The sequence below is a fragment of the Ramlibacter tataouinensis genome, assembly GCF_001580455.1.
In the GTDB taxonomy this organism is placed as follows: domain Bacteria; phylum Pseudomonadota; class Gammaproteobacteria; order Burkholderiales; family Burkholderiaceae_C; genus Ramlibacter; species Ramlibacter tataouinensis_B.
In genome coordinates this window covers 4,240,241-4,259,735 of record NZ_CP010951.1, presented here as the reverse complement: position 1 = coordinate 4,259,735, position 19,495 = coordinate 4,240,241, and the positions used below count along the sequence as shown (strand labels likewise).

Below are 19,495 nucleotides of genomic sequence, written 5' to 3'. Positions count from 1 at the left end.
TTCGAACATGCCGGCCGCCAAACGTCCCACCCAAAAGCCCGACAGGCAGCGCACGCGCGAAGAACATGCCGTGCAGGTCCTTCGCAAGTTCCGCCTGATCTTCAACACGATCAAGGCGCACTTCCGCGACCTGGAGCGCAAGACCGGCGTGGCCGGCGCCCAGGTGTGGGCGCTGAGCGTGCTGCGCGACCAGCCGGGCATAGGCGTCAACGCCCTCGCCCGCGAGCTGGACATCCGCCAGTCGACGGCCAGCAACCTGCTCAAGCCGCTCATCGAACAGCAACTCGTGACGGCCGAGCGCGCCCAGGGCGACCGCCGCTCGGTCGAACTGCGGATCACCCCGCGCGGCCTGCGCGTGCTCAAGAAGGCGCCGGCTCCCTTCATCGGCGTGCTGCCGGAGATCATCGCGCAGCTCGACGCCAGGACGCTTTCGCGGCTCGATGAAGACCTGGAGGTCGTGATCCGGCTGGTGCGCGCGGACCGGGAGGCTTCGCGCACGCCGCTGGGTCAGCCTGAAGAGGCCTGACGGCCCGGGCCGGGCTGGCCAGCCCGAGGCTTGTCCATCAGCTCGGTGACCCGGGCCTGCAGTTCGTACGGGTCCACCGGCTTGACCAAATGCAGGTCGAAGCCGGCCGCCGCGCTCTCGCTGCGGTCTTTCTCCTGCCCCCAACCGGTGATCGCGACGAGCGCGCTTACGAATCCGTCGCGCCTGCGCATCGTCTGCGCGACCTCATAGCCCGACATGTCGGGCAGGCCGATGTCCAGCAGGACCAGCGCGGGCTTTGCTTCGTCGTACGCGCGCAGGGCCCCCTCGCCGTCGAACGCGGTCCGGACGCTGTAGCCCATCTCGCGCATGACCATCGCCAGGCTCTCCGCCGCATCGACGTTGTCGTCGACGATCAGGACGGTGCGCGCCGAGTCAGGTCGGTGCACCAGCTTCGAAGCCTCGACACCGCTGGGGCGGGCAAGTGATGCTTTCGAAAGTGGCAGCCGTACCGAAAATTCGCTCCCGCGGCCCGGGCCGTCGCTGCGCACGGCCACCGTGCCGCCGTGCAGTTCCACCAGTTGCTTGACCACCGTGAGGCCGATGCCCAGGCCTCCGCGGCCGCGCTCCGGGCGCAGTTGCGTGAACAGCTCGAAGATTTCGGCCTGTTGCTCTGGCGATATGCCGACGCCGCGGTCCCGGACCCGCAGTACGGCCTCGGCGTCCTCCACACCCAAGCTCAATGAGATCTCGGCGCCCGGATCGCTGTACCGGGCTGCGTTGTCCAGCAGGTTCCCCAGCACTTGCTGCAAGCGGGTGACGTCGCCCTCCACGGGCACAGTGGATGTCGGAAGGGAAACGCCGACGGGGTGCCGGGGGGACGACTGCCGCAGGTTCCGCGCGGCTTCCTCCACCACATCGCGAAGGTCGAGGGCTTCGCGCTTGAGCTCGATGGCGTTGCGCGTGATGCGGCTCATGTCCAGCAGGTCGTCCAGCAGGCGCGAGATGTGGGTCGACTGCCGCTCGATGATTTCCTTGGCCTGCGCGAGCCGGCTGGGAGTGGAATCCATGCCCAGCATGGCCACGGCATATCGGATGGGCGCCATCGGATTGCGAAGCTCATGCGCGAGCGTGGCGAGGAAGGCATCCTTGCGCTGGGCTTCCTTCTGCAGCCGCTCCTCGGCTTGCTGGCTGCTGCGCAATGCGACCTGCCTCTCGGTGACGTCCATGCTCACGCCCGCCATCCGCACGGGTTCTCCCTTTTCATTGCGCTGGATGTGCCCATGCGTCTCGATCCAGCGCACTTCCCCGTCGGCCTGGTGAATGTAGCGAGCCAGGTTCCGGTAGGTCGTGCCTTGCTGCAGGGCCTTTCGCAGTCCGGCCTGGGACTGTTCCAGGTCCTCCGGGTGCACCATCTGCCAGGCTTGCTCGACGGTGGTCGGAGTGGCCCCGAAGACTTCTCGCGCGTTGGCGGTCGTGATGAAGTGATTCCTGGGAATGTCCCACTCCCACGAGGTCATGCTGGCCACGGAAAGCGCGACGTCCAGGCGCTGCTGGTGCTGCCGAGCCTCGCGCAACACCCTGCCGGACCAGGTCGCACCGAGAAACCCCGTCAAGAACAAGACTGCGAAGAGGGCCCAGTCAAGTGCCGTGGTGATAGGCCATCGCACGCCGAACGATTGCCCCCAGACGAGCACGCTGGCCGCCAGGCTCACCAGCAGCAGCGTCAGGGCCGGACCGGGCCCCGAGCAGAAGGCGGCGACCATCGCCGCCGCGACCAGCGGCAAGAGCGGCACGCGTGGCGTGCCCAGCGCATAGAGCGCGGCCAGGACGATGCCAGCAACAAGGAAAACTGAAGCGGCAACCAGCCAGCGCTGTCGGCGTTCCTCAAAGATCAATCCGGCCCCCAAAACCGAGCATTCTGATCCAAGCGGCCGAGCCCGAGAGTTCCTTCAGCTCGCTTCGTGCTGCCGCGGCGCGATGGCTTGCAGGGCGTCACTCCACCTTGATATTGCCCGCCTTGATCACACGGCCCCACTTCTCCACCTCGGCCTTCTGGAACGCCGCCAGTTCTGCCGGACTCATCCCGCCGGGCTCGATGCCCTGGGCCACCAGCTTGGCCCTGAGCTCCGGGTCCTGCACCGCCTTGATCATCTCGGCAGAAAGCCTGTCGACGATAGGCTTGGGGACGCCGGCCGGCGCGAAGATGGCCTGCCAGGAGACGATGCCAAATCCGGGCAGCGTCTCGGCGATGGCGGGGACCTGGGGCACGGTGGAAGAGCGCTGTTCCGATGTGACGCCCAGCGCGCGCAGCTTGCCGGCCTGGATGTGCGGCAGCGCGGGCGCGAGGTTCTCGAAGATGATGTCCACGCCCTGGCCTGACATCAGGCTGGTGAGCGACTCGGCACTGCTCTTGAAAGGCACGTGCACCATCTTGCCCCCGGTCAGCTGCTCGAAGAACACGCCGGAGAGGTGCTGCGAGGTGCCGTTGCCGGACGACGCGTAGTTGATGACACCCGGCTTGGCCTTGGCCGCCGCGATCACGTCCTGCAGCGTCTGGTAGGGGCTGTCGGCGCGCACCACCAGGATGTTGGGCATGGAGCCGATCAGCGTGATGGGCTGGAAACTCCTGATCGGGTCGTAGCCCAGCTTGGCATACAGGCTGACGTTGATCGCGTGCGAGCTGATGGTGCCGCCCTGGATCGTGTAGCCGTCCGGCGCCGCCTTGGCCGTGAAGTCGCTGCCAAGGCTGCCACCCGCGCCCGGCTTGTTCTCGATGACGAAGGTGGCGCCCAGCGCCGGACCGGCCTTCTGCGTGACCAGCCGCGCCAGCACGTCGGTGGTGCCGCCCGCGCCGAAGGGCACGACATAGGTGATGGGCCTGGAGGGCCACTTGTCCTGCGCCTGCGCCGATGCGAGGCTGGTGGCGAGCGCGGCGGCGACAACGGCGACCACATGACGGCGATGCATCTCGGCTCCTTCAGGGGATGAAGAGCCGCAGCCTAGCTCAGACTGTGCCTTGCGTGTTCAGGTAAAGCGCGTAAATGGAGTGGCTGGCCGCCATGAAGAGCCGGTTGCGGTGGCGCCCGCCGAAGCAGACATTGGCGCAGCGCTCGGGCAGGTGGATGTGCGCGATGGCTGTCCCGTCCGGCGCGTACACGCGCACGCCGTCCAGCTCATCCGGACGGGCCTCCGGGCTGCCGTTGCTTCCCAGCCCGCACCAGAGGTTGCCCTCGACGTCGATCGCGATGCCGTCGAAGGCGCCGGGGCCCTGCGCATCGATGGCCAGGCGTTTGCCGCTGAGCCGGCCGCCCACGCCCACCTCGTAAGCCCAGATCTTGCGGTGCGGTGTCGCGCGGCTTTCGACCACGTACAGCAGCGACTCGTCGGGTGAGAAGGCCAGGCCGTTGGGCGCGTTCAGGTCGGTGATCACCTGCTGCAACTGGCCATCCGGGGCGATCCGGTACACCGCATGCGGCAACTCCTGCTGCGCCGGCTCGCCTTCCCACCAGCCGCCGATGCCGAAGGTCGGATCGGTGAACCAGACCGCGCCGTCCGGCGCGCAGACGATGTCGTTCGGCGAATTCAGGCGCTTGCCGTCGAAACGGTCGGCCAGCACCGTGATGCTGCCGTCGTACTCGGTGCGGGTGATGCGCCGGGTGAGGTGCTCGCAGGTGAGCAGACGGCCCTGCCGGTCGCGCGCCAGGCCGTTGGCGTTGTTGGAAGGGACGCGGAACTCGCTCACGGCGCCGCTCGCTTCGTCCCAGCGCAGGATGCGGTTGTTCGGGATGTCCGACACCAGCAGGTAGCGGCCGTCGCCGAACCATTGCGGGCCCTCGGCCCAGCGCAGCCCGGTCGCGAGTTGCTCCACCGTGGCGCTGAACAGCCGCAGCTTGAGAAAGCGCTCATCCAGCACCTCGATGCGCGGATCGGGGTAGCGCTGGCTGGGGACGAAGGCGAATGGCGTGGCGGGCTGCATGGCGCTCATTTCAGCACGAGCTGCGGCAGCCACATGGAGAAGGCCGGCACGTAGGTCACCAGCATCAGGCAGACGATCAGCGCCCCGTAGAACGGCCAGATGGTGCGCATGACCTGGCCGACCGACACGCCGCCGATCGCGCAGCCGACGAACTGCGTGGTGCCCACTGGCGGGGTATTCAGGCCCAGCGCGCAGTTGATCAGCATCATCACGCCGAACTGGGCCGGGTGCATGCCGTACTGCACGCAGATGGGCAGGAAGATGGGCGTGCAGATCAGGATGGTGGCCGCCATGTCCAGGAAGGTGCCCAGCAGGAACAGCAGGACGTTGACCATCAGGAAGATGAGCCAGGGCTCCTGGGTGACGCTGGCCATGAGCGCGCCGGTCTTCTGCGGCACTTCGTACAGCGCCATGAAGTAGCCGAAGGCGGCCGAGATGCCGATCAGCAGCAGCACCACGCCGGTGGTCTTGCAGGCCTTGGCACACGCCTTCAGGAAGTCCTTCCAGGTCAGCGTGCGGTAGACCAGCGACGTGACGATCAGCGCCCAGAGCACCGCGGTGGCGGCCGACTCGGTGGCGGTGAACACGCCGGAGAGGATGCCGCCCAGGATGATCAGGATCACCAGCAGGCCGGGCAGCGCCGCAGCGAACGCGCGCGCCACCTCGTGCCAGCCGGCGAAGTCGCCGCGCGTCGGGTAGCCGCGCCGCACCGCCACCCAGTAGGCCGCGCCCAGGTTGCAGATCGTCAGGATCAGCGCCGGGATCAGGCAGGCGACGATCAGCCCCAGGATGCTCACCGACGCGATGCCGGTGGTGGCCAGTGTGAAGATGATGATGTTGTGCGAGGTCGGCATCAACGCACCGACCAGGGCCGCGTGGGTGGTCACGTTGACCGCATAGTCCGCGTGGTAGCCCTCCTTCTTCATCAGGGGGATCATCACGCTGCCCATGGCCGACACGTCGGCCAGCGGCGAGCCGGCCACGCCGCCGAACAGTGTGCAGCCCACGACGTTGCTCATGCCCAGCCCGCCGCGCACGTGGCCCACCAGGCTGTTGGCGAATCGCACGATGCGGTCGGCGATGCCGCCGTACAGCATCAGCTCGCCGGCGAAGATGAAAAAGGGAATCGCCAGGAACGAGAACACCTGCATGCCGCCCACCATCTTCTGGAACACCACGGCGGTGGGCAAGCCGGCGTAGAGGATGGTGGCCACGGACGAGAGGCCGATGGCGAAGGCCACCGGGACGCCCAGCACCAGCAGGCCGAGGAAGGACAGGCCCAGGATGGTCAGTTCCATGCCGGCTCCACCTCGATGCCGCGCAGCAGCGCCACGATGTGCTCGGCGCAGAACAGCACGATGAGGGCGCCGGCCACCACCAGCGGCACGTAGTCGGCACCCTCCGGCACGCCCAGCATGGGCTTCTTCTCGTTCCACTTCATGGTGGCCCACAGCCAGCCGGCCTTGGCCATCAGGAAGCCGAACACGCCGACCAGCAGGTGGATCAGCACCTCGAGCTTCAGCCGGAAGCGCTCGGGCAGCAGCACGATGAGCGACTCCAGGCCGATATGGCCGGCATCGCGCACGCCGACCGCAACCGCCAGCGAGGTCATGTACAGCACCAGCAGCATGGCCAGCGCCTCCGCCCAGGTGGGCGTGTCGTTGAAGACGTAGCGGCCGATCACCTGCCACTGCACGCAGGCGATCACGGCCAGCAGCAGCAGCACCGCCACGACCAGGCTGAGGCGGGACAGCCACGCGCACACGCGCGTGAATCCATCCAGCACCGGGAATACGTTCGGCCTCACGCCGGGCGCGGCGGACTGCGATACCGTCACTTGGTGTCCTGCACGGCCTTCACCAGGCGCTTGAGGTCCGGCGTGGTGATGAACTTGTCGTAGACCGGACCCATGGCCTTCTCGAACGTGGCCTTGTCCACTTCGACGATCTCGGCGCCGCCGCCCTTGACTACGGCGAGCGACTTGGCTTCCTGCTCGTCCCACTTCTTGCGCTGGAACGCCACCGACTCCTTGGCCGCCTTGCGGATCGCCTGCTGCTCCGCCGGGGTCAGCTTGTCGTACACCACCTTGCTCATCAGCAGCATCTCGGGCGCCATCGAATGCTCGGTGCGGCTGTAGAACTTGACGGCCTCGTAGTGCTTGAAGCCGTCGTACGAGGGCACGTTGTTCTCGGCGGCGTCGATCAGGCCGGTCTTCAGCCCGGTATAGACCTCGCCGATCGGCATCGGCGTAGCGTTGGCGCCCATCGCGCTCACCAGCGCGACCCACAGGTCGGACTGCTGCACGCGGATCTTCATGCCCTTGGTGTCGGCCAGCGTCTTCACCGGCTTCTTGCCATAGATCGAGCGCGCGCCCGAGTCGTAGAAGGCCAGGCCGACGAAGCCGTGCTGCTCGCAGTCCTTCAGGATCTCCTCGCCGACCGGGCCGTCCAGCACCTTGCGCATGTGGTCCACCGACCGGAACAGGAAGGGCATGGTGGGCACCATGGTCTTGGAGCAGATGGCGTTCATCGGGCTGATGTTCACGCGGGTGAAATCGAGCGCGCCGATCTTGGTCTGGTCGATGGTTTCCTTTTCGCTGCCCAGGGCGCCCTTGTTGAACACCTTGATGCTGTGCTTGCCGCCCGTGGCCTGCTTCAGCAGATCGCTCATGTGCTTGACGGCGGCCACCGTCGGGTAGTCGTCGCTGTTGTGCACGTCGGACGATCGGAACTCGGTAGCCTGCGCGCCGGCGGCGGCGAGCACTGCCACGGCAGCGGCGAGTCGGGTCAAGGTCTTCATGCGAGTCTCCTTCAGGTTGGTATTCGGTGATCGAACGCGGTCTTGCAGTCAGTCTTCGAACGGCCCCTTGTGGACGAAGCTGCCGCCTTGGTAGATCGCGGCGGGGTCGTTCAGGTCGAGCCGGGGCTGCGCGGCTTCCTTGGCGGCCCGGAAGGGCTCCGAGCTGTCCTGGGGCCTGTAGCCCAGGTGGCGGGCCGGCGTGTTGTCCCACCAGGTGGACTTGTTGTCGGACATGCCGTAGACGATGGTGTGGCCGGCCACCGGCGCCGTGAGGCTGGCGACGACCAGGCGCTCCAGATCGTCATAGCTGAGCCAGGTGGACAGCATGCGCCGGTCCATCGGCTCGGGAAAGGAGGAGCCGATGCGCAGGCACACGGTCTCGATGCCGTAGCGGTCGAAGTAGAAGCGCGACAGGTTCTCGCCGAAGGCCTTGGACACGCCGTAGTAGCCGTCCGGGCGCACCGGTGCGTTGGCGTCGATCACTTCGTCCTGCCGGTAGTAGCCGGTCACGTGGTTGGAACTGGCGAACACGATGCGCTTCACGCCGTGCTTGCGGGCGGCCTCGTACAGGTTGTAGACGCCGACGATGTTGCCCTGCAGGACCACGTCGAACGCCTTCTCGATGGAGACACCGCCCAGGTGGACCACGGCGTCGATGCCCTCCAGCAGGCTCAGCATGGCGGCGCGGTCTTCCAGCGCGGCCGGGACCACCTCCTCGCCGGACTGGGCGGCTTCCATCGGGGCGACATCGCTCACCCGCAGCAGGCTGCAGCGCGGACGCAGGCGCGGACGCAGTTGCCGGCCCAGGGCGCCGGCGGCGCCGGTGAGCAGCAGCCGGCCCAGGGACAGGGGTTGTGGCGACGTCATGCTCTGCTTTCCTTTCGTCGGGCACCTGATACAGTCAGGTCCAACCCGCTTGTCATCTGTTATCAGTCGTCGTACAAGTATTCCTGTTTCGCCTTCGGGCGCCAAACAGGGTTAACCCGAATGAATGAAGTCGTCACCCGCCGCCGCCCCCGCAGCCTCGCCCACGATGTGGTGGACGTGCTGGCGGGCCGCATCCGCGACGGCTCGCTGACGGCCGGCGAGAAGCTGCCGACCGAGGCGGCCATCATGGAAGAGTTCGGCGTCAGCCGCACCGTGGTGCGCGAGGCGATCTCGCGCCTGCAGGCCGCGGGCCTGGTGCAGACCCGCCACGGCGTCGGCACCTTCGTGGTCGGCCTGGGCGACACCGGCACCTTCCGCATCTCGCCGGACCAGCTGGGCACACTGCAGGACGTCATCGCGGTGCTCGAACTGCGCATCGGTGTCGAGACCGAGAGCGCTGCCCTGGCCGCCATGCGCCGCACGCCCGACAACCTGGAGGCGCTGCGCAACGCGCTGAAGGCCTTCAACAGCGCGGTTGAAGAAGGCCGCGACGCGGTCGGCTCGGACTTCCAGTTCCACCTCGAGATCGCCCGCGCCACCCAGAACAGCCACTTCGTGGACCTGATGGGCACACTCGGCGGGATGATGATCCCGCGCGCCCGGCTGGAGCCGCCGGGGCCGCTGACGCCGGAGCGCCAGGCCTACCTGCGCCGGGTCAATGCCGAGCACGAGAACATCATCGATGCGATTGCCGGGCAGGATCCCGAAGCGGCCCGCGCCGCCATGCGCACCCATCTGGCCAACAGCCGCGAGCGGCGCCGGCGCTTGGCCGAGGGCGGCTAAAGCCCTATCCAGTCATCGGACATCTTCTAGACATCCAGCCCGGTTTGGTTGTACGATGTCCTACCTCTTGACCGTGACTTGAGAAGTAGCAGATTCGCAAATCCGGCCCGCAAGCAGGCCGCAAACCAAGGAGACATCGATGATCAAGAAAACCCTGATCGGATTGGCACTGGCCGCGGCCGCGACGGCGAGCGCCTTCGCCGCTTATCCGGACAAGACCGTCACGTTGGTCGTGCCCTTCCCGCCCGGCGGCTCCACCGACGCCATCGCCCGCGTCATCGGCCAGAAGCTGCAGGAAAAGTTCGGCCAGAGCTTCATCGTCGACAACAAGGCCGGCGCCACCGGCACCATCGGCGCCGCCTTCGTCAAGCGCGCGGCGCCCGACGGCTACACGCTGTTCGTCTCCTCGCTCGGCCCCTTCGTGATCGCACCGCACCTGATCAAGGGCGTGCAGTACGACGCGCTCAAGGACCTGGACCCGATCACCGTGGCGGTGCAGGCGCCCAACGTGCTGGTCGTGCCGACGGCATCGGCTGACAAGAGCGTGGCCGACCTGCTGGCCCACCTGAAGAAGAACCCCGGCAAGGTGAGCTTCGCCTCGTCGGGCAACGGCTCGTCCGACCACCTGTCGGCCGAACTGTTCTGGCAGCAGACCAAGACCGAAGGCCTGCACATTCCCTACAAGGGCGGCGGCCCCGCCATCAACGACCTGCTGGGCGGCCAGGTGGACGCGGCCTTCGTCAACATCAACAGCATCATCCAGCACATCAAGGCGGGCAAGGTGCGCGCGCTCGGTGTCGCATCGGAAAAGCGCAATCCGCTGCTGCCGGAAGTGCCCACCCTCGCCGAGCAGGGCGTCACGGGCGCCGAAGTCCAGTCCTGGCAGGCCGTGGCCGGCCCCAAGGGCCTGCCCGCCGACATCAAGGCCAAGCTGCAGGCGGAGATCAAGGCGGCACTGAATGACCCGTCCGTCAAGGAGAAGCTGGTCGCGCAAGGTTTTGAGATCGTGGTCAACACGCCGGAGGAATTCGCCAAGTTCCAGGCCGCCGAGTACGCCCGCTGGAAGCAGCTGATCGAAACGCGCAAGATCACCGCCGACTGAGCATGACATCCACGCCCGTCATCAAGAACATGCGGGTGGTCCCGGTCGCCGGCCGGGACGACATGCTGCTGAATCTGTCGGGCGCGCACGCCCCCTTCTTCACCCGCAACATCGTCATCGTCACCGACAGCGCCGGCCACACCGGCCTGGGCGAGGTGCCCGGCGGCGAGAAGATCAGGCAGACACTCGAAGACGCGCGCGCGCTGGTCGAAGGCCAGCCGCTCGGCAACCTGCAGGCCATCCTGAATTCGATGCGCGGGCAGTTCGCCGACCGCGACGCCGGTGGCCGCGGCCTGCAGACCTTCGACCTGCGCACCACCATCCATGCCGTCACCGCGGTGGAATCCGCCCTGCTGGACCTGCAGGGGCAGCACCTGGGCGTGCCGGTCGCCGCCCTGCTCGGCGAGGGCCAGCAGCGCGAAGCGGTCCAGATGCTGGGCTACCTGTTCTTCGTCGGCGACCGCAAGAAGACCACGCTGCCCTACGCCAGCGAACCCGATGCGCAGGACGACTGGTTCCGCCTGCGCCACGAAGCGGCGCTGACGCCCGAGGCCGTGGTGCGCCTGGCCGAAGCGGCGCAGAAGCGCTACGGTTTCCAGGACTTCAAGCTCAAGGGCGGCGTGCTGCGCGGCGAGCAGGAAGTGGAAGCGGTGCGCGCGCTGCACGAGCGCTTCCCGCAGGCACGCGTGACGCTGGACCCGAACGGCGGCTGGCTGCTGAAAGACGCGATCCGGCTGATGCGCGACATGCACGGCGTGCTCGCGTACGCCGAAGACCCCTGCGGCGCCGAAGAAGGCTTCTCCGGCCGCGAAGTGATGGCGGAGTTCCGCCGCGCCACCGGGCTGCCGACGGCCACCAACATGGTGGCCACCGACTGGCGCCAGATGGCGCATGCGCTGGCGCTGCAGGCGGTAGACATCCCGCTGGCCGACCCGCACTTCTGGACCCTGGCCGGCTCGGTGCGCGTGGCGCAGACCTGCCGCGACTGGGGCCTGACCTGGGGCTCGCACTCCAACAACCACTTCGACATCTCGCTGGCCATGTTCACCCACGTCGGCGCCGCGGCGCCGGGCAAGGTAACGGCGATCGACACCCACTGGATCTGGCAGGACGGCCAGCGCCTGACGAAGGAGCCGCTCCGGATCGAAGGCGGCCATGTGCAGGTGCCGAAGAAGCCGGGACTGGGCATCGACATCGACGAAGCCGAGCTGGCCAAGGCGAACGCGCTCTATCAGCAGCACGGCCTGGGCGCGCGCGACGATGCGGTGGCGATGCAGTTCCTGGTGCCGGGGTGGAAGTTCGATCCGAAGCGGCCGTGTCTGGTCAGTTAGTTCAACTCCCTCCCCCACCGGGGGAGGGTCGGGGTGGGGGCGCTCGATGATGGCCGACAGCGCCCCACCCCTGCCCTCCCGGGGAAGGGGAGGGAGCGAGGCAGACTCTTTTTTAGTTCGATTCATTTCCAAGGAACCACCATGAGGGAAAACCGCCTGCGTCAGATCTGGAAATCAGGAGGCGCCGCCGTCAACGGATGGCTCGCGATTCCCAACAGTTTTTCCGCCGAGACCATGGCCCATCAGGGCTGGGATTCGCTCACCATCGACCTGCAGCACGGCGTCGTGGACTACACATCCCTGGTCCCGATGCTGCAGGCCATCTCCACCACGGCGACGGTGCCGGTGGTGCGGGTGCCGTGGCTGGAACCGGGCATCCTGATGAAGGTGCTGGACGCCGGCGCCTACGGCGTGATCTGCCCCATGGTGAACACCCGGGAAGACGCGCAGAAGCTGGTCGCCTGGACGCACTACGCGCCGCGCGGCACGCGCAGCTTCGGTCCGGTGCGCGCGCTGCTGTACGGCGGCGCCGACTATCCGGAGCATGCCAACGACACCATCGTCCGGTTCGCCATGATCGAAACGGCGGCGGCGCTCGACAACCTCGACGCCATCCTGTCGGTCGAGGGCCTGGACGCGATCTACATCGGCCCTTCCGACCTGTCGCTGGCCCTGGGCTGCAAGCCCGCGTTCGATGACGTCGACCCCAAGGTGGCGCAGGCGATCGACCACATCCTGGACCGCGCCCGCGCGCACGGCGTGGTCGCCGGCGTCCACAACGGCGCGCCGCCGGCGGCGCTGGCGCGCATCGCCAAGGGATTCCAGTTCGTCACCATCAGCTCCGACGCGCGCCTGATGGCTGCCGGTGCCCAACAGGTCATCTCGGCCATGCGCGCCGCCCGGCCGGCCGCAGCGGCGGACTCCTACTGAATTCAGAGCGCAGCAGTAAAGGACACCTCATGAACATCGGATTCATCGGGCTGGGCATCATGGGCGCGCCCATGGCCCGCCACCTGGCCGACGCCGGCCACCAGCTTTTCGTCCACACGCGCAGCCAGGTGTCGGGCGTCATCGCCGAGACCCAGGCGGTGAAGTGCGCCAATGCGGCCGAGGTCGCCCGCCAGTCCGAGGTGCTCATCACCATGCTGCCCGACACACCGGATGTCGAGGCCGTGCTGTTCGGCGAGAACGGCGTGGCCTCGGGCCTGCAGCCCGGCGGCCCGCGCAAGGTCGTGATCGACATGAGCTCGATCTCTCCGATGGCCACCAAGGCCTTCGCGCAGAAGATCAACGCCCTGGGCGCCGACTACCTCGATGCGCCGGTGTCCGGCGGCGAGGTCGGCGCCAAGGCGGCCTCGCTCACCATCATGTGCGGCGGCGACCCCGCGGTGTTCGAACGCGTCAAGCCGCTGCTGGAAAAGATGGGCAAGAACATCACCCTGGTGGGCGGGAACGGCGACGGCCAGACCACCAAGGTGGCCAACCAGATCATCGTGGCGCTAAACATCGCCGCCGTCGGCGAGGCCCTGCTGTTCGCCAGCAAGGCCGGCGCCGACCCGGCCAAAGTACGCCAGGCGCTGATGGGCGGCTTCGCCGCCAGCCGCGTGCTGGAAGTGCACGGCGAGCGCATGGTGAAGCGCACCTTCGCACCGGGCTTTCGCATCGGCCTGCACCAGAAGGACCTGGGACTGGCCCTGCAGGGCGCGCGCGAGCTGGGCGTGTCGCTGCCGCAGACCGCCGGCGCCGCCCAGCTGATGCAGGCCTGCGCCGCCAACGGCATGGCCGGACTCGATCACTCGGCCCTGGTGCGCGCGCTGGAACTGATGGCCGCGCACCCCGTGGCCCCGGATTGAATTCCTGTTCACGATCCACCCCGCAGGAGAGCCCATGAAGATCACCCGCCGCCACGCGCTCACCGTCACCGCCGCTGCCCTCGCGGCGCCCGCCGTGCTCGCCCAGAAGTCCGACTGGCCCACCCGGCCGATCCGCATCGTCGTGCCCTACCCGCCGGGCGGCTCCTCGGACATCATCGCGCGCTCCATCCAGAACCTGCTGGCCGAGGCGCTGAAGCAGCCGGTGGTGGTCGAGAACAAGGCCGGGGCCAACGGCAACCTGGGCTCGGACTTCGTCGCCAAGGCGCCGCCGGACGGCCACACCGTGCTGCTGTGCGACGTCGGCGCGCTGGCAATCACGGCCTCGGTCTACAGCAAGCTGCCCTTCGAGCCTTCGACCGACCTGCGCGGCGTGACCATGCTGGCCTATTCGCCGCACCTGCTGGTGGTGCACCCCTCGGTGCCGGCGAACAACCTCAAGGAGCTGGTGGCGCTGTCGAAGCAGAAGGACCTGAACTTCGCCGTCACCGCCACCGGCAGCGCGCCGCACCTGGCGGGCGTGGCGGTGGAACGCGCCAGCGGCGCGCGCTGGACGTACGTGCCCTACAAGGGCGGCATCCAGGCCATCCAGGACACGGTGGGCGGCCAGACCCAGGTGCTGATGAACGGCATGCTGGCCACCTACCCGCACGTGCAGAGCGGCAAGCTCAAGCTGCTGGGCGTGTCGAAGAAGACCCGCATGCCGCTGATCGGCGAGGTGCCCACCATCGCCGAACAGGGCATCCCCGGCTTCGAGTCCGGCACCTGGCAGGGTGTGCTGGTGCCCAAGGGCACGCCGGAGGCGGTCATCAGCAAGCTCAACGCCGCACTGGTGAAGGCGATCCGCGACCCCGAGGTGCGCGCGCGCCTGGCCGGCCAAGGCGCCGAAGTCGTGACCATGACGCCGGCGGAGCAGGACAAGTTCTTCAACGAGGAGCGCAAGCGCTGGGCCGCCGTGGTGGCGCAGGCCAACATCAAGGCGGACTGAACCGGGGCGGCCTGATCGGCCGCGCTTGATTCACAATGGGCCGCCAACGACACGCGCCACCTAAGAAGCTGTAAAGATGAGCCACCGCCCCGCCCTTCTCCAAGCGCTTCCCCTGGCCCCGGCGCTCGAGCGCCGGCTGGCCGACACCTATGAACTGCACCGGCTGCCGCCGGCCGGCGCCGATCGCGAGGCCTTCCTGGCCGCGCGCGGCGCCCAGATCGAATGCCTGGTGACCTCCGCCGCGCACGGCTTCGACGCCGCCCTGCTCGATGCCTTGCCGAAGCTGCGCGTGATCTCCAGCTTCGGCGTGGGACTCGACAAACTGGATGTCGCCGCCGCCACGGCGCGCGGCATCCCGGTCGGCTACACGCCCGACGTGCTGAACGACTGCGTGGCCGACCTCGCCTTCGGCCTGATGCTGGCAGTCGCCCGCCGCGTGCCCGAGGCCGATCGCTACGTCCGCGCCGGCCGATGGGCGGCCTCGACCGCCACGCCGGCCAGCGCGCCTTTCCCTTTGGGACGTCAAGTGAGCGGCGCCAGGCTGGGCATCCTGGGCCTGGGCCGCATCGGACGCACCATCGCGAAACGCGCCGGCGGCTTCGACATGGACGTGCGCTACCACAGCCGGCGACCGGTGGAGGGCGCCCCGTGGAAGCACGAGCCGCAACTGCTGGAGCTGGCGCGCTGGGCCGATTTCCTGGTGGTGATCACGGCCGGCGGCCCGGAAACGCGCCACCTGGTCGATGACAGCGTGCTGGACGCGCTCGGGCCGCAAGGCTTCCTGGTGAACGTGGCGCGCGGCAGCGTGGTCGACGAGGAGGCGCTGGTGCGTGCCCTGCAGGACAAGCGCATTGCCGGCGCCGGCCTGGACGTGTTCGAGAGCGAACCGCACGTCCCGCGCGAGCTTTTCACCCTGGAGAACGTGGTGATGGTGCCGCACATCGCCAGCGCGACGGCGCAGACGCGCGAGGCCATGGCGCAGCGCGTGCTGGACAACCTCACCGCCTACTTCGCCGGCCAGCCGCTGCCCAGCGCGGCGCCGGCCTGAACCGCCAACCGCATGAGCGACAAGCCGCTGACCATCCGCATGCACGAGGCCGACAACGTGGCCATCGTGGCCAACACGGGCGGCCTGCCCGCCGGTGCCGTGCTGGCCGGCGGCGTGAGCCTGCGCGACCACGTCCCGCAGGGCCACAAGGTGGCGCTGGTGGACATTGCGGAGGGCAGCGCGGTGCGCCGCTACGACGTGGCGATCGGCTATGCGCAGCGCGACATCCCCGCCGGCAGCTGGGTACATGAGCGCCTGCTGCGCATGCCCGAAGCGCGCTCGCTCGAGGACCTGCCGATGGCCACCCGCGGCCGCGCCCCGTTCGAGGCGCTGGAGGGCTACACCTTCGAGGGCTACCGCAATCCGGACGGCTCGGTTGGGACGCGCAACATCCTGGCCATCACGCAAACGGTGCAGTGCGTGGCCGGCGTCACCCGCTTCGCGGTGGAGCGCATCCGGCAGCAGCTGCTGCCCAAGTACCCCAACGTCGACGGCGTGGTGGCGCTGGAGCACTCCTATGGCTGCGGCGTGGCGATCGACGCGCCGGACGCGGTGATCCCGATCAGGACCCTGCGCAACATCAGCCTCAACCCCAACTTCGGCGGTGAGGTGATGGTGGTGAGCCTGGGCTGCGAGAAGCTGCAGCCCGAGCGCCTGTTGCCGCCCGGCACCATCCCGCTGGTCGACGAGCGCAACGTGGCCGACGTCGGCGAGAACGCCGACACCGCGCTCGACGTGGTGTGCCTGCAGGACGAGGACCATGTCGGCTTCATGTCCATGGTCGACTCCATCGTGCGGCAGGCCGAGGAGCACCTGGAGCGGCTCAATGCACGCCGGCGCGAAACCGTGCCCGCCAGCGAACTGGTGGTGGGCGTGCAATGCGGCGGCAGCGACGCCTTCTCGGGCGTCACGGCCAATCCGGCGGTGGGCTTTTGCACCGACCTGCTGGTGCGCGCCGGCGCCACGGTGATGTTCTCCGAGACCACCGAGGTGCGCGACGGCGTGGCGCAGCTCACGGCGCGCGCCACCACGCCGGAAGTGGCGCAGGCCATCGTGCGCGAGATGGCGTGGTACGACGCCTACCTGCAGCGCGGCAGCGTCGACCGTAGCGCCAACACCACGCCCGGCAACAAGAAGGGCGGCCTGGCCAACATCGTCGAAAAGGCGATGGGCTCGATCGTGAAGTCCGGCTCGGCTCCCATCGCCGGCGTGCTGGCGCCCGGCGACAAGCTCAGGCAGAAAGGCCTGGTCTACGCGGCGACGCCGGCCAGCGACTTCATCTGCGGCACGCTGCAACTGGCGGCGGGCATGAACCTGCATGTGTTCACCACCGGCCGCGGCACGCCCTACGGCCTGGCCGAAGCGCCGGTGATCAAGGTCGCAACCCGCAGCGACCTGGCGCGGCGCTGGCACGACTTGATGGACGTCAACGCCGGCCGCATCGCCGACGGCGACGCGACCATCGAAGAGGTGGGCTGGGAGCTGTTCCGCCTGATGCTCGATGTCGCCAGCGGCCGCAAGAAGACCTGGGCGGAGCAGTGGAAGCTGCACAACGCGCTGGTGCTGTTCAACCCCGCGCCCGTCACCTGAGATGCAGGCCCGCACCGCCCTCCTCGCAGGCGCCACCGGTCTCGTCGGCCGCGAGCTGCTCAAGGGCCTGCTGGCCGACGCGGCGGTCGGCGCCGTGCACACCCTCGGGCGGCGGCCGCTGGACCTCGCGCATCCCAAGCTCACCCACCACACCGTCGACTTCAAGTCGCTGCCGGCGCTGCCGCCGGCGGACGAGGTGTACCTGGCCTTGGGCACGACGATCAAGGTCGCCGGCAGCCAGGAGGCCTTCCGCGCGGTCGACTACGACGCCAACCTGGCGGTCGCGAAGGCCGCGCTGGCCGCAGGCGCGCGCCGCGCCGGGCTAGTCAGTGCGATGGGCGCGGGGACGCGCTCTTCGGTCTTCTACAGCCGCGTGAAGGGCGAACTGGAAGATGCCCTGGCCCAACTCGGGTTCGAATCGCTGGTGATCGCCCGGCCCTCCATGCTGGCCGGCGACCGCGGCGCCTTGGGCCAGCCGGTGCGGGGCGGCGAGGTCCTGGCCCTGCGCATCAGCCGGAGGCTGCGGCCCCTGATCCCGGCCAACTACCGCTCGATTGCCGCCGCCGACGTCGCGCGCGCGCTGCTGCGCGAGGTGCCGCGCGCCAGCGGCCGGCGCGTGCTGCTGTCGGGGCAGATGCAATCGGCCTAGGGCTCGCTGGCCCTAACCGAGGGCGTGCATTCCCGATCCCGATCCCGATCCCGATCCCCCCTCGTTGGGTGCTGCAATCTTGGGCCGCTGCGGCTCCTGCGTCGAATTGCACAGGGGCAGGAACACCTTGAAGGTGGTGCCCTGGCCCAATCCCGCGCTGGCCACCTCGATCCGGCCATCGTGCATCTCCACCACCGCTCGCGTCACCGCCAGCCCGATGCCCAGGCTGCCGGCAGGACCGCTGCCCTGGGGTGCAAGCCGCACGAACAGCTCGAAGATGCGGCTGCAATCGGCGTCGCTCAGCCCGATGCCGTCGTCAGCGACAGCCACCATCGCTTCGAAGCCGGCCTGCGCCACGGTCACCGTGACATGGCCCCCTTCGGGGGTGTAGCGGCAGGCATTGGTGAGGAGGTTCACCATCACCTGCCTGAGCCGGTCGGTGTCGCCATTGACCAGCAGGCGGGACGGCGCCGGCCGCACGGACAGTGACTGCCGCTTCTCCTCGAACTGCGACCCGACGGTGTCGACGCTGTTCTGCACGAGCTCATCGAGCGCTACCGGCTCCCGGCGCAACTCCAGCTCGCCCCGGCTGATGCGCTCGATGTCGATCAGGTCGCCCACCAGGCGCTCCAGCAGCGCCAGCTGGCGGCTCATCATGCAGCGCACCTCCTCCTGCCTCTGCGGATCGCTGACCTTGTCCAGGATGTGAAGTCCCGCCCGCAACGGGCCGAGCGGACTTCGCAGCTCGTGCGACACGAGGGCCAGGAAGCGTGTCTTGTTGGCATCGATCTGCCGCAGGTCCTGGGCTTGGCGCGCGAGCGAATCCCCCCGCCGGATCAGCTCGCGATCGCGCTCGTCGATGGCGATGTCCGCTTCCTTGAGTGCACGGGCCAGCGTCGTCACCTCCTCGATCACGGAATCGACCCCTTGCTGGGCCTGGCCGGTCCCCAGATGGTGGGCCTCCCGCGCCAGTTCCGCGATCGGCAGCGCGATGCGCCGGCTCAGCCAATAGGCGATCAGCAGGGCCGACAGCACCGAGACCAGCAGGCCCGCCGCGAACATGGCGGCGGCCCGCCACGGTCCGCCCACGATGGCTTCGGCAGGGATGGCGAAGCCGATGCTCCAGCCGGTCAGGTCCGAGCGCGAAAACGCCGTGTAGGTGTCGCCGCCTTCGATGGTCTCGCCCCGGTACCAGCCCTCGTGCGACTTGGTCAGGGCCTCCCGGTAGTTCGCGCCCGCCAGGGTCCCCGGCGCCACGCGGGGAACCCGGGCGATGATGCGGCCGTCGGTGCCCACGATGCCGCTGACCCAGTCAGAGGGCAGCCGCTGACTCTCCAGGATCTGCTGGAAGACGGCGGGACGGATCACCGCGGTCAGGACATACCGGACCCCCTGGTTGCCGGACACGGGCAGCCGGACCGCGATCCCCGGCTCGTTGTCGAGGAGCGGGGCGAAAGTGATGTCGCTGATGGCGGGCCGGACCTCGGTCACGGCAGCGCTCAGCGAGCGCGTCTCGACCGGCGACTGCAGCAAGGGCGAGCCCCAGGGGAGCCGGGTATTGACCAGCTGCTTCCCCGCCGGCGTCAGCAGCACGATGTTCTGCCAGGCGGGCTGCGTCGCCAGCGCATTGCCGGCTTCCCGATGGAATGCGACGAAATCCCCTCCCGCCAGCGCCGACGAACCAGACAGCGCGCGCAAAGTGCCGATCGAGGCGCGCAGTTCCGCGTCGACGGCCTGCAGCGTGGCCCGGTTGCGCGTCAGCGCGGCGTTGAAGAACGCCGTGTTCTCGCTGCGAAAGACGTAGGCTGCGGCCACGATCGCGACCGCCAGCAAAGGCGCAGCCGTGACGGCCGAAAGCAGCAGCAGGCTCGAACGCAGACGCACGAAGTCAAGCTAGCACAGGAATGCCAGCGCGTCAGCTTCAGCCGCGCTTCAATTGCGAAC

18 protein-coding genes are annotated in these 19,495 nt (G+C 68.5%); 10 read left to right on the top strand and 8 right to left on the bottom strand.

What is annotated here, in order from left to right; translation table 11 throughout:
* Positions 1-7: 7 nt before the first annotated feature.
* Positions 8-526, top strand: coding sequence for a MarR family winged helix-turn-helix transcriptional regulator (locus tag UC35_RS19740; protein ID WP_061502737.1), 519 nt, complete (start codon positions 8-10; stop codon positions 524-526).
* Here the strand turns inward: UC35_RS19740 and UC35_RS19735 are convergent.
* The 7 genes from UC35_RS19735 to UC35_RS19705 form a co-directional block, all read right to left on the bottom strand.
* Positions 508-2,382: an ATP-binding protein gene (locus UC35_RS19735; RefSeq protein WP_061502735.1), complete on the bottom strand. Its 1,875-nt coding sequence runs from the start codon at positions 2,380-2,382 to the stop codon at positions 508-510. The genes UC35_RS19740 and UC35_RS19735 overlap by 19 nt on opposite strands.
* A 97-nt stretch (positions 2,383-2,479) precedes the next feature.
* Entirely contained in the window at positions 2,480-3,454 is a 975-nt protein-coding gene (locus UC35_RS19730; protein WP_061502733.1) for a Bug family tripartite tricarboxylate transporter substrate binding protein, read from the bottom strand.
* Positions 3,455-3,491: 37 nt separating this feature from the next.
* On the bottom strand, positions 3,492-4,463 hold the full coding sequence (locus UC35_RS19725) for an SMP-30/gluconolactonase/LRE family protein (RefSeq protein ID WP_321572372.1): 972 nt from the start codon (positions 4,461-4,463) through the stop codon (positions 3,492-3,494).
* Between the two features lie 5 nt (positions 4,464-4,468).
* Positions 4,469-5,761 (bottom strand): TRAP transporter large permease, encoded by a 1,293-nt coding sequence (locus tag UC35_RS19720; RefSeq protein WP_061502729.1) that lies wholly within the window; start codon positions 5,759-5,761, stop codon positions 4,469-4,471.
* A complete protein-coding gene (locus UC35_RS19715) occupies positions 5,752-6,228 on the bottom strand; it encodes a TRAP transporter small permease (RefSeq protein WP_415752712.1) in 477 nt (158 codons plus the stop codon). Before UC35_RS19715 ends, UC35_RS19720 begins: the two co-directional genes overlap by 10 nt.
* Before the next feature lie 68 nt (positions 6,229-6,296).
* Positions 6,297-7,262 carry a TRAP transporter substrate-binding protein gene (locus tag UC35_RS19710; RefSeq protein WP_061502727.1) on the bottom strand — a complete coding sequence of 322 codons (966 nt, stop codon included), beginning with the start codon at positions 7,260-7,262 and terminating at the stop codon, positions 6,297-6,299.
* Between the two features lie 48 nt (positions 7,263-7,310).
* Positions 7,311-8,129 carry an NAD-dependent epimerase/dehydratase family protein gene (locus UC35_RS19705; protein WP_145979555.1) on the bottom strand — a complete coding sequence of 273 codons (819 nt, stop codon included), beginning with the start codon at positions 8,127-8,129 and terminating at the stop codon, positions 7,311-7,313.
* 120 nt (positions 8,130-8,249) lie between these two features.
* Between UC35_RS19705 and UC35_RS19700 the strand changes: the two genes are divergently transcribed.
* The 9 genes from UC35_RS19700 (at position 8,250) to UC35_RS19660 (ending at position 17,551) form a co-directional block, all read left to right on the top strand.
* Positions 8,250-8,972 (top strand): FadR/GntR family transcriptional regulator, encoded by a 723-nt coding sequence (locus UC35_RS19700; RefSeq protein ID WP_061502725.1) that lies wholly within the window; start codon positions 8,250-8,252, stop codon positions 8,970-8,972.
* A 142-nt stretch (positions 8,973-9,114) separates the two neighbouring features.
* Complete coding sequence (locus tag UC35_RS19695; RefSeq protein ID WP_061503948.1) at positions 9,115-10,074, top strand: Bug family tripartite tricarboxylate transporter substrate binding protein; 960 nt, start codon at positions 9,115-9,117, stop codon at positions 10,072-10,074.
* A gap of 2 nt (positions 10,075-10,076) precedes the next feature.
* Positions 10,077-11,405: a glucarate dehydratase gene (gene gudD / locus UC35_RS19690; RefSeq protein WP_061502723.1), complete on the top strand. Its 1,329-nt coding sequence runs from the start codon at positions 10,077-10,079 to the stop codon at positions 11,403-11,405.
* Between the two features lie 141 nt (positions 11,406-11,546).
* The gene (locus UC35_RS19685) at positions 11,547-12,335 is read left to right on the top strand and encodes an HpcH/HpaI aldolase family protein (RefSeq protein ID WP_061502721.1); all 789 of its coding nucleotides are present in this window, start codon (positions 11,547-11,549) and stop codon (positions 12,333-12,335) included.
* Positions 12,336-12,364: 29 nt separating this feature from the next.
* Positions 12,365-13,258, top strand: a complete 894-nt coding sequence (locus tag UC35_RS19680) for a 2-hydroxy-3-oxopropionate reductase (protein ID WP_061502719.1) — start codon at positions 12,365-12,367, stop codon at positions 13,256-13,258.
* A gap of 34 nt (positions 13,259-13,292) precedes the next feature.
* Positions 13,293-14,264, top strand: coding sequence for a Bug family tripartite tricarboxylate transporter substrate binding protein (locus tag UC35_RS19675; protein ID WP_061502716.1), 972 nt, complete (start codon positions 13,293-13,295; stop codon positions 14,262-14,264).
* 76 nt (positions 14,265-14,340) lie between these two features.
* Complete coding sequence (locus UC35_RS19670; RefSeq protein WP_061502714.1) at positions 14,341-15,312, top strand: 2-hydroxyacid dehydrogenase; 972 nt, start codon at positions 14,341-14,343, stop codon at positions 15,310-15,312.
* A 12-nt stretch (positions 15,313-15,324) separates the two neighbouring features.
* Positions 15,325-16,902: a galactarate dehydratase gene (garD, locus tag UC35_RS19665; protein WP_061502712.1), complete on the top strand. Its 1,578-nt coding sequence runs from the start codon at positions 15,325-15,327 to the stop codon at positions 16,900-16,902.
* Position 16,903: 1 nt separating this feature from the next.
* Positions 16,904-17,551, top strand: coding sequence for an NAD(P)H-binding protein (locus UC35_RS19660; protein WP_061502710.1), 648 nt, complete (start codon positions 16,904-16,906; stop codon positions 17,549-17,551).
* A gap of 12 nt (positions 17,552-17,563) precedes the next feature.
* On the opposite strand, the gene UC35_RS19655 is transcribed toward UC35_RS19660, so the two are convergent.
* Positions 17,564-19,435 carry a sensor histidine kinase gene (locus UC35_RS19655; protein ID WP_061502708.1) on the bottom strand — a complete coding sequence of 624 codons (1,872 nt, stop codon included), beginning with the start codon at positions 19,433-19,435 and terminating at the stop codon, positions 17,564-17,566.
* Positions 19,436-19,495 lie beyond the last annotated feature (60 nt).

Bases quoted from the DNA above. Each gene is read 5' to 3' on its own strand.
- UC35_RS19740 (WP_061502737.1), top strand. From the start codon at position 8: ATGCCGGCCGCCAAACGTCCCACCCAAAAGCCCGACAGGCAGCGCACG.
- UC35_RS19730 (WP_061502733.1), bottom strand. From the start codon at position 3,454: ATGCATCGCCGTCATGTGGTCGCCGTTGTCGCCGCCGCGCTCGCCACC.
- UC35_RS19725 (WP_321572372.1), bottom strand. From the start codon at position 4,463: ATGCAGCCCGCCACGCCATTCGCCTTCGTCCCCAGCCAGCGCTACCCC.
- UC35_RS19720 (WP_061502729.1), bottom strand. From the start codon at position 5,761: ATGGAACTGACCATCCTGGGCCTGTCCTTCCTCGGCCTGCTGGTGCTG.
- UC35_RS19710 (WP_061502727.1), bottom strand. From the start codon at position 7,262: ATGAAGACCTTGACCCGACTCGCCGCTGCCGTGGCAGTGCTCGCCGCC.
- UC35_RS19705 (WP_145979555.1), bottom strand. From the start codon at position 8,129: ATGACGTCGCCACAACCCCTGTCCCTGGGCCGGCTGCTGCTCACCGGC.
- UC35_RS19700 (WP_061502725.1), top strand. From the start codon at position 8,250: ATGAATGAAGTCGTCACCCGCCGCCGCCCCCGCAGCCTCGCCCACGAT.
- gudD (WP_061502723.1), top strand. From the start codon at position 10,077: ATGACATCCACGCCCGTCATCAAGAACATGCGGGTGGTCCCGGTCGCC.
- UC35_RS19685 (WP_061502721.1), top strand. From the start codon at position 11,547: ATGAGGGAAAACCGCCTGCGTCAGATCTGGAAATCAGGAGGCGCCGCC.
- UC35_RS19680 (WP_061502719.1), top strand. From the start codon at position 12,365: ATGAACATCGGATTCATCGGGCTGGGCATCATGGGCGCGCCCATGGCC.
- UC35_RS19675 (WP_061502716.1), top strand. From the start codon at position 13,293: ATGAAGATCACCCGCCGCCACGCGCTCACCGTCACCGCCGCTGCCCTC.
- UC35_RS19670 (WP_061502714.1), top strand. From the start codon at position 14,341: ATGAGCCACCGCCCCGCCCTTCTCCAAGCGCTTCCCCTGGCCCCGGCG.
- garD (WP_061502712.1), top strand. From the start codon at position 15,325: ATGAGCGACAAGCCGCTGACCATCCGCATGCACGAGGCCGACAACGTG.
- UC35_RS19660 (WP_061502710.1), top strand. From the start codon at position 16,904: ATGCAGGCCCGCACCGCCCTCCTCGCAGGCGCCACCGGTCTCGTCGGC.